Raw genomic sequence first — 12,867 nt, forward strand, 5'->3', positions numbered from 1 at the left:
TTATGTTTAAATTTCAATTGTTTGGAGTGTTGTTTTGATGCTTGATGAAATGTGAAGAATTGTCACGTTCAATCGGCTGTGTGCCAATGCACAAAAATGCCCCGGAGCCTTTCGGATCCGGGGCATTTTTAAAAACCAAGCGATAAGTCAGTCGAACTGATTGGCTTCCACAACCGCAAGCGCCGCCATGTTGACAACGCCACGCGATGTCACCGACGTTGAGAGCACGTGTGCGGGCGATGCGGCCCCAAGCAGGATCGGGCCAACATGCAAGGCATCGGTGAAAGAGCGAACAATCCCCAGCGAGATATTGGCGGAGTCGAGGTTCGGGAACACCAACAGGTTGGCCTCGCCACTCAAGGTGGAGTTTGGCATGGCGCGGCGGCGCAGTGTTTCTGACAGAGCAGACCCACCTTGCATTTCGCCATCAACTTCGAGTTCCGGTGCATCGCGCTTCAGAATTTCAAGCGCTGCGCGCATCTTGCGGGCACTTTCCGAATTGCGCGAGCCAAAGTTGGAGTGCGAAAGCAACGCGGCTTTTGGCACAATACCAAAGCGCCGGATGGTTTCGGCGGCCAGAATTGTCATTTCGGCAATTTCTTCGGCCGGCGGGTTTTCGGTTACGAACGTGTCCGTCATGAAAATGGTGCCACGCTGCGAAATCAGCAAGCTGAGGCCCGAAAAATCACGGATACCGGGCTTTTTACCAAGGATATGGCCAACATCGCGCACATGCTTGTCAAAGCGGCCTTCAACGCCGCAGATCAAGGCATCCGCTTCGCCACGCCGAACAGAAAGTGCGCCAATCACCGTCGTGTTGGTTCTGACGATGGTGCGGGCTGCTTCCATATTGATACCAGCGCGGCCAACGATTGAGAAATACTCATCGACATAATCTCGGTAACGTGGATCATCTTCCGGATTGATAATCGCGAAATCCTTGTGCGGGCGGATGCGAAGACCAAAGCGTTGCAAGCGTGCCTCGACAATGCTTGGACGTCCAATCAGGATGGGTTCGCCAATGCCGTCTTCCAGCAGCACCTGGGCTGCGCGCAACACGCGCTCGTCTTCGCCTTCGGCAAAAATCACCCGCTTTTTCGCAGCTGTTTTGGCGGTGGCGAAAATTGGCTTCATGATGAAGCCGGAGCGGAACACGAACCTGCCCAACTTATCCAGATAGGCGTCGTAATCGGCGATTGGCCGGCGGGCAACGCCGCTGTCTTCTGCCGCTTTCGCAACAGCTGGCGCAATGCGCAGAATGAGACGCGGATCAAACGGCGAGGGAATCAGATATTCTGCGCCAAATGTTGGCGTGTCGCCGGTGTAGGCCTTGGCAGCCACTTCCGACACTTCTTCTCGGGCGAGGGCGGCAATGGCCTTCACCGCCGCCATTTTCATTTCTTCATTGATGGTGGTTGCGCCGCAATCCAGCGCGCCACGGAAGATGTAGGGGAAGCACAGAACGTTGTTGACCTGATTGGGGTAATCCGAACGGCCAGTGCAAATCATCGCATCGGGGCGGGCAGAGCGTGCTTCTTCCGGCATGATTTCAGGCTTGGGATTGGCCAGCGCCATGATCAGCGGGTTTGGTGCCATTTGCACCAGAAGTTCTTGTTTCAGCACACCCGCGGCAGAAAGGCCCAAGAACACATCGGCACCGCCAATGCTTTCTGCCAGAACGCGCTTGTCGCTGTCCTGTGCATAGATCTCTTTCCAGGGATCCATCAGTTCATTGCGGCCCTTGTAAACCAGACCTTCAATGTCATGCACCCAGATGTTTTCGCGCTTGACCCCAAGCGACACCAGCAGGTTAAGACAGGCAAGGGCTGCAGCACCCGCACCAGAGGTGACAACTTTAACGTCAGCAACGGATTTCCCAGCCAGTTCCAACCCGTTCAAAATCGCAGCCGCCACAATAATCGCTGTGCCGTGCTGATCGTCGTGGAAAACCGGAATATTCATGCGGTCGCGCAATTGCTGCTCAATTTCAAAGCATTCCGGTGCCTTGATATCTTCCAGATTGATGCCGCCAAACGTTGGCTCAAGGGCTGCAACGGTCGAAACCATGCTATCGACGGTCAGCGCGTCCACCTCGATATCGAACACATCGATATCTGCAAATTTCTTGAAGAGAACCGCTTTGCCTTCCATCACCGGCTTGGAGGCGAGAGGGCCGATATTGCCAAGGCCAAGCACGGCGGTGCCGTTGGATATGACAGCGACAAGATTGGCACGGGCTGTGTAATCATCAGCGGCCTGTGGGTTTTCCTTGATCGCCAGACATGGAGCAGCAACCCCCGGAGAATAGGCAAGCGCGAGGTCGCGCTGGTTGCCAAGCGGCTTGGTTGCCTGAATTTCCAACTTACCCGGACGCGGGTGGAGATGGTAAAACAGGGCCTGTTCATCCAGATCACCAGAGGTGGGCGATGTCTTTGTCTTGTCGTCAGTCATATTGTTCGCCGGTTCATCGTTCATTGATAGGCCCCCTAAATACAACAAAACGGCGTGCGGACCAGAAGATATTTGTCGTTTGACGACAGAATGCTGGGGTTCGCTGGTGGGCAGTGCACCATTGCCCCTCGCATTTCACGGGTTCGCGTTGCAAAAAATGTCACGATCGCCGTCTTTCAGGGCAGACAGATGTGCAAAACCACAACGACAATGTGCGTGTCATCTTCCTGATACACGAGTCTGTTTTTGAAAGGGAGAGAAGTCGACCGTAAAAGGATCATTCCCGTGAGCATCGAAACCGAAACGCGGCATGTGAGAACCCTCTTCATTTCGGATGTGCATCTTGGCTCTAAAGCTGCAAAGACAGATTTTCTGCTAGACTTTTTACGCTATTATGAAGCCGAAACAATTATTCTGGTCGGCGATATTGTCGATGGCTGGCGCCTTAAACGCAGCTGGTATTGGCCGCAGGGCTGCAATGACGTTGTGCAAAAGCTGTTGCGCAAGGCCCGCAAGGGAACCCGGATCATCTATATTCCCGGCAATCATGATGAATTCCTGCGTGATTTTCCCGGCATGCACTTCGGCGGCATCGAAGTGGCGGACCGGATGATTTTCGAGACGGCGGATAAGAAACGCTATCTCGTGCTGCATGGCGATCAGTTTGATGTGGTGGTGCGCAATGCGCGGCTTTTGGCCTATTTGGGCGATTGGGCCTATGACATGGCCATTGCCATCAACGTGGTGCTTTCGGCCGTGCGCCGTCGTTTGGGGTTGCGCTACTGGTCCTTTTCAGCCTGGGCTAAGCTGCAGGTCAAGCACGCTGTCAATTTCATTGGAGAATTCCAGAAAGTTGTGGCGGAAGAAGCCCGTCGCAATGATGTCGATGGCGTTATCTGTGGCCACATTCACCATGCTGTGATGGAGAATGTCGAGGGCATTCATTACATCAATACTGGCGATTGGGTGGAGAGCTGCACGGCGGTTGTGGAAAATTTCGATGGAAGTTTCGAGCTGATCGAATGGGGCAAGCGGTATGGAGCCGCAACGGAGCCGCGCTTGCTCGCCCCGATGGAACCGATTCGCGGCTTTTCGTCCGATGTAACGCTCGCCGCTGAGCGGCAAAGTGCCTGACAGACGGGCGCAATGGGGCTGAAGACCACAAAACTCTGTGAATTGAAGTGTTGGGAGCTCTCAGACGACACTTTTCAACGTGGGGATGGCTGGCATTGTGCAGCAGTCAGGATATAGTCGCCGGAACATGACCGATGGGCGGTCGGGCTGATCGGTAAGATAAGCCTCTGAAAAGTTGTAAATTTTGAGTTCCGGTTTAATGGACAATGCAGCGATTGACGTCGAGCAGTTTGAAGGTGGAGCCGGTCAAAGGCTGCGCCTTTCTGGTGTTTGGCGCAATACGACCATAGACACTGTTCTGGGTCAGCTGAATGACTTGAAAAGCGATTCCCATTCGCATGTCGAAATCGATATTTCGGGCGTATCCAAGCTCGATACATCCGGTGCCTGGCTGATCCGCCGTATGCAATTGGCAGCTGCCGAGCATGGCGATGCGAAAGTGGTCGGCGGCAGCGATGTTATGCGCGAGCTGATCGCTGCTTTGCCCGAGCAGCCGGAGGTGGTGCCGCCGCGCCATTCCAATCGCTCCTCCGTCCAAGTGGTTCTCGATCCGATTGGCCGGTTCGTTGTTGATATCTGGCATGATGTCGTGGCGATGAGCTACGTTTTGGGCTCTGCTGTGCGGGGTGCGCAATCCAAGGAAAAGCGCGGCCGTAGCTCGTCCATGGCATCGGTCGTCAACCAGATGGACCACATGGGCGTGCGCGCCGTGCCGATCATTTTGCTGATGTCCTTTCTGATCGGCGCAATTATTGCGCAGCAGGGGGCGTTTCAGCTGCGCTATTTTGGCGCTGAAGTGTTTGTGGTCGACCTTGTCGGCATTTTGCAACTGCGTGAAATTGGTGTTTTGCTGACCGCCATCATGGTGGCAGGCCGCTCCGGCAGCGCCATCACCGCCGAAATCGGCTCCATGAAAATGCGCGAAGAGGTGGATGCGCTTAAAGTCATCGGCCTTAACCCCATTGGCGTGCTGGTTTTGCCACGCATTATTGCCTTGGTGATTGTGCTGCCGCTTTTGACCGTCATTGCCAATTTTGCAGCGCTTTACGGTGCCGCTGTTGTCACCTGGGCCTATTCAGGCATTACCTTTCAGGTGTTTTTATCGCGCCTGCATGATGCGGTGGATTACACCACGCTGGCGGCTGGCTTGATAAAGGCTCCCTTTATGGCGATTGTCATCAGCATTGTGGCCGCCGTTGAGGGCATGAAGGTGGGCGGCAGTGCCGAATCGCTGGGTCATCATGTGACAGCATCTGTGGTGAAATCGATTTTCGTTGTTATCCTGATGGACGGGCTTTTTGCCATGTTCTACGCCGCGATCAATTTTTAGGGGGCGGCGTGCTGGAAAATCAAACCACACACAACAATGCAGAACGCGAGAAAGTCCTCTCGGTACGTGGGCTCACAGTTGGTTTCGGCGACAAACTGGTGCTGGACAATCTCGATCTCGATGTTTTTCGAGGTGAAATTCTTGGCTTCGTTGGCGCATCTGGTGCCGGCAAATCGGTGTTGATGCGCACTGTGTTGCGATTGCTGCCGCGTCGTGCTGGCAAAATTGAAATTCTCAATACCGATTACGATAGCTGTAGCGTGTCCGAGAGGACCAATCTCGATACGCGCCTTGGCGTGCTTTTTCAGCAGGGTGCCTTGTTCTCGTCTTTGACGGTTAAGGAAAACATCCAGCTGCCGATGCGGGAATATTTGAAGCTGCCCAAGTGGCTGATGGACGAGCTCGCCTATCTCAAGATCGAGATGGTTGGCTTGCCTGCTGATGCCGGTGACAAATACCCGTCCGAGCTTTCCGGTGGCATGATAAAAAGAGCGGCGCTTGCGCGTGCTTTGGCGCTCGACCCTGATCTCGTGTTTCTGGATGAGCCAACCTCGGGACTTGACCCAATCGGGGCTGCGGAGTTTGATGAACTGATTGCCCGGTTGCGTGATACTTTGGGGTTGACCGTCTATATGGTGACACATGACCTTGATAGCTTGTTTTCGGTTTGCGATCGAATTGCAGTGCTTGGGCAAAAGCGTGTGGCAGTCGAAGGCACCTTGGCAGATATGCTGACCTGTGACGATGCTTGGGTTAAGTCCTATTTCAGAGGAAAAAGGGCGCGCTCTATTCCTAAACAGCAGGAGGTTCGCGCCTCACTGGCCGATTGATTGAGATCTCATGGAAACCAAAGCAAATTACTCCATTGTCGGCTTTTTCACGGTTCTTGTGATTATTGCGACGTTTGGCTTCATCTACTGGATGGCAGAATATGGTCGCGGTGGGCCGATGGCACCATTGACAATTCGTATTCCCGGTTCCGCCAATGGCTTGAGCGTGGGCTCGCCTGTGCGATTTAACGGCATCCAGATCGGCTCTGTGCTGAGTTTGAGCATTGACCACGATGATCCGGCCTTTTCTGTTGCAGAAACCGAAGTGCGAGAAGATTCTCCCATCCGCACCAACACCAAGGCGGTGCTTGAAATTCAGGGCCTGACGGGGGCCGCCTATGTCGAGCTTGCTGGTGGTGTCGGTGGAGATAGCCTGTTCAAAAAAGCGCAGGAAACCGGAAAACCGGCCATGCTGGTGGCTGATCAGTCCAGTGTAACCAATCTTTTGGCGACAGCTGACAAGATCATGCAAAAGGCCGATACTGCGATTTCTGATATTCAGGGCTTTGCTGCCGACGCGCGCGGCCCCTTGACCAATACTTTGCGCAACGCCGAGAAGTTCTCAAATGCTCTGGCGGACAACGCCGATGGTATCGACACGTTCCTGAAAAGTGTGAGTGCGCTTTCGGATACGGTGACGGGCCTGTCCGGTCGTCTGGACTCAACGCTTGCGGCGGCGGAAGACCTGTTGAAGGCGGTTGATAGAAACAAGATCGACAAGATTTTGGCAAATGCCCAAACGGTGACCGGCAATCTGGCGGATGCGTCCGGCAAGTTCGGCCCGGCGATCGATAATGTATCGCAAACGGTCAAGACCTATAACGAGGTTGGCAATAAGGCCAGTGGTTCGATTGATAAGGTCAACGCTTTGATTGCCTCTGTGGACAGCCAGAAAGTGGGACGCATTGTGGATGATGTGTCCGTTGCTGTGGCCGATGCCCGCAAGGCGGCAGCAGATTTCCAATCGGTCAGCGCCAGCGTGAAGGACAGAAAGCCTGATATTGATCAGGCGATCACTGACTTCACCCAATTGTCCAATCGTTTGAACAATGCTTCGACACGCGTGGATGGAATTCTGGCCAAGGTTGATGCTTTGCTGGGATCGGACGATACCAACTCGCTGTCTGCCGAGGCAAAGCGCACACTTGAATCGATCCGCGCCGTTGCGGATAATCTCAACACCAAAATCGGGCCGATTGCCGATAATCTTTCAAAGTTCTCGTCGACGGGCCTGAACAATATTCAGTCTTTGGTGAATGATACACGCCAGACTGTGCGCAATCTGGATGACACGATTTCCAATTTCGACAGGAATCCGCAGCGGCTGTTGTTTGGCGGAGACACTGTGAAACAGTATGACGGACGGACAAGACGTTGAACGGCCTTACGGGGGAAAAGGAACTCATGATGAGTTATTCGAAAGTGTTTGAACGTCCATTTGCGGCCTTGCGAACTGTCTGTGCCCTGTCTCTGATCGGTGTCATGCTGGCTGGCTGCGGTGCTGGGACCAACAATGACACCTATGATCTCGCAAGCGTCAGGATCACGCCACCCAAGGCCGGAGTGACGAAGCGCCAGCTGCTGGTTGCCAATCCAACGGCCCTCAAGATGCTGGACAGCGACATGGTGGTTGTTCGCGTCTCTGGCACGGAGGTGCAATATCTGGCGAAATCGCAATGGGGCGACAAGCTGCCTCTGATGGTGCAGTCGAAACTGGTGGAAGCCTTTGATAGCACCCACAAACTCGCCGGCGTTGGTAAGCCGGGGCAGGGGCTTGCGATTGATTATCAGTTGATTTCGGACATCAGAACCTTTGAAATCGACACAAATGGTGGTCGCCGCGCCAATGTCGTCATTTCCGTCAAATTGCTGAATGATCGCAATGGCACCGTTGTGTCGCAACAGGTGTTCTCGGCCACAGTGCCTGCGAGAGGCGAGACCAATCAAGCCTTGATCAATGCCCTGTCTCAGGCATTTGGGAAGGTCACATCTGATATTGTCACCTGGACGCTGAGCACGATTTAAGTCGCAAACACCCCAATGCCACATCAAAATGTGGCATTGTTCCCCAGCGGTGGTTGGTCCAGCACTTGGCGAAGTGTGATAAGTCCTGCTTTCACAGTGTTGCGGTCGGGGCCTTCGCTGAAGCCCGCGCGGATATGGTGGAAGACTTTGGGCGAGCGCGCTGGCTTGAATTCATCTTCATCGTCAATCAAGATACCGGCATCAAAAGCCGCCTGCTTGAATGTGCCTGACAGCCATGGTTCTGGCAGCTTGAGCCAGAAATAGGGAAGCCTTGGGTGGGAGCGCAACTCCAGACCTGAAAACACCGTTCTGACAATTTCTTCGCGTGCTGCAAATTCCGTAATGACTTTTTCCTTGATCTCATTGGCCGCACCGGACAGCACGAGCCGTGCAGACAGTTCTGCCAGCAGAAATGGCAAGCCGCCACACACCATTTTTTGCGTCACACGCACCCGTTGGCTCATATGTTCCGGGCAGGCCACCCATCCACCGCGGACACCCGCTGCCACAGACTTGGACAAGCTGTTGAGCAGAAAGGTTCTGTCGGGGGCCAGTTGCGCCAGCAAAGGGATGCCATCCTCCACCAGCCCGCCGTAAATATAATCTTCAATCAGCCAGACATTGTATTTCCGGGCAATGGCAACAATGTCCTGCCGGCGAGAGAGCGGCAGGCATGATAAGGTGGGATTTTGCCCGGATGACATGATGAAGGCGGCCTTCGGATGTTCGCGCACGCACACGCGCTCAAAATCCTCGGGCAAAATGCCTTCGCGATCCGAATCAACCAGCACAATTTGACGCCCCATAAGTGAGGCGCTGCGGGCAATCTGGGAATAAGTCAGGTGTTCGCAAATGATTCGATCTCCGGTGCCGCTGATCGCTGCAATCACCGCATTGACACCGGCATGTACGCCCATTTGCGGCACAATATTCGCGGGCTCCGGCGACCAGTCACCATTGGATAACCACCTGCGCCCTGCCTCAAGCCAATCGGGCGAGAGGGTTCTGGTGTAAGAGGAAATCTCGCCGGGCTTGTCACGGGCGATCTCCACCATCAACCGACCAACAACATCCGCTTGTCCGACATCAACGGCCGCCGTGGTATCAAACCGCAATTTTCCCGGTGGGGGAGACAGTGTACGGGTGCCGCCATAGGTGAGGGTAACAGGGTCGCGATGCGTTTGCGCTTCGCCAGCCTCCAAACCTGACTGAATATAGGTGCCGCGGCCCACTTCGCCGGTCACAAGCCCTCGTTCGCGCAAAAGAGCATAGGCGCGGCTAATTGTCCCTATTGTCACCTTCAGATCATAGGCCAAATCGCGCTGCGGGGGCAATTTGGTTCCTGCTTGCAGGACTCCATTTTTTATGTCGTCCTCCGCTTTATCTGCAATGCGAATATAGAGTGGTCCTTGACGGTCCAGGAGGTTGGGAAGCCAATGCGTCACCATGACAATTATCCTCATTGTCATTATATCTGAGAGGATTGTATCTATTTCCATGGCGATATCAAGCGATGTGGCGTAAAATGGATACTCAAGGTGATGGTTATGGTGACAATAGATGCAATTGGCTTTGATTCAGGTTCTGAAAACACCAAACTGACACCAACCCGCCCTCGTCGCAGAGCGGTTGGCAAGTGGATGTTTAAGGCTGTGGCCAGGTGGTGGTTGAAGCGCTGCACCCGAGCGGATCTTGCTGATCTTGATGATGCCTTGCTGAAAGACATTGGCGTTACCCGCCAGGAGGCGCGACAAGAGCTACAAAAATCGATCTATCTGCTTAGAAATCTGTAGTCTTGCGGATAGCAGCATTGTTTCAGGCAGAACCATTCCACGGCTTACGTTCATCGGCACTGATGCCGCCAAGCCGTGGAAAATCAAAGGCGCAGATTATTGGCAGGAGGTGCTGCCAGCTGCCCAGCGCTTGACGTCGGTTGAGATGCGAGACGAAACCGGCTCGTTCATGAGGGGACCAAAGGCTTCGAGTTTCGCAGGCGCGCCGCTTGCCATAACCACCAGAAGCGGGCGTATGTCGCTTGAGCCTTTGCGCACCAGCAAAATGCGCGGCTGGCCTGAGAAGGATGTCAGCTCCGCATCCATTTTATAGGCCTTGAAAGCAGGGTCGCTGGATTTAAACCAGCAGCTCGACGCGCCTTTCATGACGCGATGAATCACATCATCGGCGCTGTGATTGGTCGCCCGCATGGGGGGCTTGGGCGCGCAGGACGCCAAAGCCGCCAAACCTGTTAGGCAAGCGAAGGTCAGAATTTTGCGCATGACATATCCTGTTGCGAACTTTTAAGGAGCGTTCGGCAGCGTGAAATTTTCTTACCACTGCATTTCTATCGTGGCTTCATGATGTCACGATAGAAACGGATGATGGCAGGGTTCAGGCCGCAGCTATAACATCGAGTGCGGATGCAAACAGACCACGCCCGTCATTGCCGCCATGGGCTGCTTCAATCAGGTTTTCCGGATGCGGCATCATGCCCAGCACATTGCCACCTGCGTTGACAATGCCTGCAATATCGTTGACGGAGCCGTTGGGATTGGTGCCATCGGCATAGCGAAACACCACCTGGCCATTGTCTTCAATGCGCTTCAATGTTTCTGCATCGGCAAAGTAATTGCCATCGTGATGGGCAACAGGGCAGCGGATGATCTGACCCTTGGCATAGGCACGGGAGAAATCCGTCTCATCATTGACAACTTCGAGCTTGACTTCGCGGCAGACGAACTTCAGCGATGCATTGCGCATCAAGGCACCGGGCAGCATGCCGGCTTCAACCAGAATCTGAAAGCCGTTGCAGACGCCCAGAACCTTCACGCCTTGCTCAGCCTTGGTCTTGATGGCCTGCATTACGGGCATGCGTGCGGCAATGGCACCACACCGCAGATAATCACCATAGGAGAAGCCGCCGGGGATCACGATCAGATCAACGTCGGGAATTTCTGTTTCCGTCTGCCAGACAGTGATGGGCTCGACGCCGGAAATCTTGGTCAGGGCCGCAATCATATCGCGGTCGCGGTTAAGGCCGGGGAGTTGGACAACGGCTGATTTCATGGTGGCGGCTCGAACCTTATTGTTTGCTTCTGCCTATCCTCAGTGAGGTGAGGGCGTTTGAAAAGATTAAATGCCATCATGTGAGAGGCGATGGCATTCGACCATAAAGATCAATCGATCGAAATTGCGTAATTCTCGATCACGGTGTTGGCCAGAAGCTTTTCGCACATGGCTTTCAACTGTTCTTCGGCCTGTGCCTTGTTGGATGTTTCCAGCGCCAGATCAAAAACCTTGCCCTGGCGAACCTGATTGACGCCGTCAAAGCCCAGCGCACCGAGCGCGCCTTCAATAGCTTTTCCCTGTGGGTCCAGAACGCCGTTCTTCAAAGTGACGGTGACGCGAGCCTTAATCACGAGTGTGTCTCCAAAACTTACTTGACCAGAACCGGACCAGTGCCGCGAACGGGTTCGTTTTCATTGATGATTCCGAGGCGACGCGCCACTTCCTGGTAAGCTTCCAGCAATCCGCCCATATCGTTGCGGAAGCGGTCCTTATCCAGCTTTTCGTTGGTCTCTATGTCCCAAAGGCGGCAGCTGTCGGGCGAGATTTCGTCAGCCAGCACAATGCGCATCATGTCGCCCTCATAGAGGCGGCCACACTCAATCTTGAAATCGACCAATTGGATGCCGATGCCCAGAAAAAGCCCGCTCAAAAAGTCATTGATGCGGATGGCAAGCGCCATGATGTCGTCCAGCTCGGCAGGGTTTGCCCAACCGAATGCCGTGATATGCTCTTCTGAGACGATTGGGTCTTCCAGCGCATCCGACTTATAATAAAATTCGATGATCGAGCGCGGCAGCACCACGCCTTCTTCAATGCCAAGGCGCTTTGACAGCGTGCCAGCGGCAACATTGCGCACCACGATCTGAAGCGGAATGATCTCCACTTCCTTGATCAATTGCTCGCGCATATTGAGGCGGCGAATGAAATGGGTGGGAATGCCGATTTTATTCAGGTTTGCGTAAATATATTCGCAGATGCGATTATTCAGAACGCCTTTTCCGTCAATGACATCATGTTTTTTCTTGTTGAAGGCAGTCGCGTCATCTTTGAAAAACTGGATCAGCGTGCCCGGCTCAGGACCCTCATACAGGATCTTGGCCTTGCCTTCGTAAATACGGCGGCGACGGTTCATGACGGCATGTCTCTATTGTTGGCGTCGCTTGATGGACGCTCTGTGTCAGTGTTTGAGGCGGTCCTTATCGGAAAACGCGGCTTTTCACAATCCGGCTCTTCCCCCTTTCGTGATTTTCCGCAAGGCTTCAGCGGATCGGTTGAATACGTCTTCAGAAGGGCACCTGTGAAATGCTTGTATCACAGCTGCCGGAAAGCGCGAAATGGTCGTGTCAAGAAAGGCATGGATAACTTCCATATCGCGTCATTTCCCATGGCCTCACGGCAAAATCATGCCGCTCAAAGAGATGCCAGAAATTTCGCGAACACCATGGTGCCTTCTGGCCATGGCCCGTGCCCTGATTCCGCATTGATGTGTCCAGCTTCACCAGCATCCACCAATGTTGCGCCCCAGGCTTTTGCAATATCGTCTGCATGCTCGTAAGTACCAAAAGGATCGTTCCGGCTGGCAACCATGAGTGTGGGAAATGGCAGCTCCACGCGCGGGTAGGGACCAAATGTCATCAGATGCTTAGGCCTGATGTCGCTGTTGGCAACATCTGGCGGTGCGACCAGAAAAGCGCCAGCCACGGGCTTGGTGAAGTGAGGAGCTGCGTGAATAACCGTTGGCACACCGAGCGAATGCGCAACCAGAACCACGGGTTTTTCGGCCTTATTGACCTCTTCAATCAGGCGGGCAACCCAATCGTCTCTCACAGGTTTAGACCATTCGGCCTGTTCCACGCGCCGTGCAGACGAGAGTTTGTTTTCCCAACGGGTTTGCCAATGATCCGGGCCGGAATTTGTATAGCCGGGAACCATAAGAATATCTGCGTGTGATGCTTTCATGTGCCTTATTTGTAATTAGAAGAGATCGACGTCAAGCCATTCTACCTAAAAAGTCAAAGCATCAATCTTGGG

General features: G+C 53.9%; 13 protein-coding genes. 6 read left to right on the top strand and 7 right to left on the bottom strand.

Annotated features, from left to right (window positions below; translation table 11 throughout):
• Positions 1 to 147 precede the first annotated feature (147 nt).
• Entirely contained in the window at positions 148 to 2,451 is a 2,304-nt protein-coding gene (locus tag BJF95_RS17200) for an NADP-dependent malic enzyme (RefSeq protein ID WP_075640667.1), read from the bottom strand.
• Between the two features lie 276 nt (positions 2,452 to 2,727).
• Here BJF95_RS17200 and BJF95_RS17205 point away from each other — a divergent pair, with 276 nt between their 5' ends.
• From BJF95_RS17205 to BJF95_RS17225, 5 genes are all read left to right on the top strand, one after another.
• Entirely contained in the window at positions 2,728 to 3,585 is an 858-nt protein-coding gene (locus BJF95_RS17205; RefSeq protein ID WP_425348709.1) for a UDP-2,3-diacylglucosamine diphosphatase, read from the top strand.
• Between the two features lie 199 nt (positions 3,586 to 3,784).
• A complete protein-coding gene (locus BJF95_RS17210; protein ID WP_075640669.1) occupies positions 3,785 to 4,915 on the top strand; it encodes an ABC transporter permease in 1,131 nt (376 codons plus the stop codon).
• A gap of 8 nt (positions 4,916 to 4,923) precedes the next feature.
• Complete coding sequence (locus BJF95_RS17215) at positions 4,924 to 5,745, top strand: ABC transporter ATP-binding protein (RefSeq protein ID WP_139317548.1); 822 nt, start codon at positions 4,924 to 4,926, stop codon at positions 5,743 to 5,745.
• A gap of 10 nt (positions 5,746 to 5,755) precedes the next feature.
• Entirely contained in the window at positions 5,756 to 7,123 is a 1,368-nt protein-coding gene (locus BJF95_RS17220) for an MlaD family protein (RefSeq protein WP_075640670.1), read from the top strand.
• Positions 7,124 to 7,152: 29 nt separating this feature from the next.
• Complete coding sequence (locus BJF95_RS17225) at positions 7,153 to 7,770, top strand: ABC-type transport auxiliary lipoprotein family protein (RefSeq protein WP_075641108.1); 618 nt, start codon at positions 7,153 to 7,155, stop codon at positions 7,768 to 7,770.
• Positions 7,771 to 7,793: 23 nt separating this feature from the next.
• Here the strand turns inward: BJF95_RS17225 and BJF95_RS17230 are convergent, their stop codons facing one another.
• The gene (locus tag BJF95_RS17230) at positions 7,794 to 9,215 is read right to left on the bottom strand and encodes an aminotransferase-like domain-containing protein (protein WP_075641109.1); all 1,422 of its coding nucleotides are present in this window, start codon (positions 9,213 to 9,215) and stop codon (positions 7,794 to 7,796) included.
• 102 nt (positions 9,216 to 9,317) lie between these two features.
• Between BJF95_RS17230 and BJF95_RS17235 the strand changes: the two genes are divergently transcribed.
• A complete protein-coding gene (locus BJF95_RS17235) occupies positions 9,318 to 9,563 on the top strand; it encodes a YjiS-like domain-containing protein (protein WP_075640671.1) in 246 nt (81 codons plus the stop codon).
• Between the two features lie 96 nt (positions 9,564 to 9,659).
• On the opposite strand, the gene BJF95_RS17240 is transcribed toward BJF95_RS17235, so the two are convergent.
• The 5 genes from BJF95_RS17240 to BJF95_RS17260 all read right to left on the bottom strand — a co-directional run bounded on the left by BJF95_RS17240 (position 9,660) and on the right by BJF95_RS17260 (position 12,795).
• Positions 9,660 to 9,974 carry a hypothetical protein gene (locus BJF95_RS17240; RefSeq protein ID WP_425348710.1) on the bottom strand — a complete coding sequence of 105 codons (315 nt, stop codon included), beginning with the start codon at positions 9,972 to 9,974 and terminating at the stop codon, positions 9,660 to 9,662.
• 184 nt (positions 9,975 to 10,158) lie between these two features.
• Positions 10,159 to 10,833 carry a phosphoribosylformylglycinamidine synthase subunit PurQ gene (gene purQ, locus BJF95_RS17245; RefSeq protein WP_075640673.1) on the bottom strand — a complete coding sequence of 225 codons (675 nt, stop codon included), beginning with the start codon at positions 10,831 to 10,833 and terminating at the stop codon, positions 10,159 to 10,161.
• A 110-nt stretch (positions 10,834 to 10,943) separates the two neighbouring features.
• Positions 10,944 to 11,186 (bottom strand): phosphoribosylformylglycinamidine synthase subunit PurS, encoded by a 243-nt coding sequence (purS, locus tag BJF95_RS17250; RefSeq protein WP_075640674.1) that lies wholly within the window; start codon positions 11,184 to 11,186, stop codon positions 10,944 to 10,946.
• 17 nt (positions 11,187 to 11,203) lie between these two features.
• A complete protein-coding gene (gene purC / locus BJF95_RS17255; protein WP_075640675.1) occupies positions 11,204 to 11,968 on the bottom strand; it encodes a phosphoribosylaminoimidazolesuccinocarboxamide synthase in 765 nt (254 codons plus the stop codon).
• Positions 11,969 to 12,246: 278 nt separating this feature from the next.
• Positions 12,247 to 12,795 (bottom strand): RBBP9/YdeN family alpha/beta hydrolase, encoded by a 549-nt coding sequence (locus BJF95_RS17260; RefSeq protein ID WP_075640676.1) that lies wholly within the window; start codon positions 12,793 to 12,795, stop codon positions 12,247 to 12,249.
• Positions 12,796 to 12,867 lie beyond the last annotated feature (72 nt).

The sequence above is a fragment of the Rhizobium oryziradicis genome, from assembly GCF_001939045.1.
Lineage (GTDB): Bacteria > Pseudomonadota > Alphaproteobacteria > Rhizobiales > Rhizobiaceae > Allorhizobium > Allorhizobium oryziradicis.

What these genes read in the sequence shown, in the direction of transcription:
- BJF95_RS17200 (WP_075640667.1), bottom strand. Translation starts at nt 2,451, where the DNA reads ATGACTGACGACAAGACAAAGACATCGCCCACCTCTGGTGATCTGGAT.
- purC (WP_075640675.1), bottom strand. Translation starts at nt 11,968, where the DNA reads ATGAACCGTCGCCGCCGTATTTACGAAGGCAAGGCCAAGATCCTGTAT.
- BJF95_RS17220 (WP_075640670.1), top strand. Translation starts at nt 5,756, where the DNA reads ATGGAAACCAAAGCAAATTACTCCATTGTCGGCTTTTTCACGGTTCTT.
- BJF95_RS17240 (WP_425348710.1), bottom strand. Translation starts at nt 9,974, where the DNA reads ATGCGGGCGACCAATCACAGCGCCGATGATGTGATTCATCGCGTCATG.
- BJF95_RS17225 (WP_075641108.1), top strand. Translation starts at nt 7,153, where the DNA reads ATGAGTTATTCGAAAGTGTTTGAACGTCCATTTGCGGCCTTGCGAACT.
- BJF95_RS17210 (WP_075640669.1), top strand. Translation starts at nt 3,785, where the DNA reads ATGGACAATGCAGCGATTGACGTCGAGCAGTTTGAAGGTGGAGCCGGT.
- BJF95_RS17235 (WP_075640671.1), top strand. Translation starts at nt 9,318, where the DNA reads ATGGTGACAATAGATGCAATTGGCTTTGATTCAGGTTCTGAAAACACC.
- BJF95_RS17260 (WP_075640676.1), bottom strand. Translation starts at nt 12,795, where the DNA reads ATGAAAGCATCACACGCAGATATTCTTATGGTTCCCGGCTATACAAAT.
- purQ (WP_075640673.1), bottom strand. Translation starts at nt 10,833, where the DNA reads ATGAAATCAGCCGTTGTCCAACTCCCCGGCCTTAACCGCGACCGCGAT.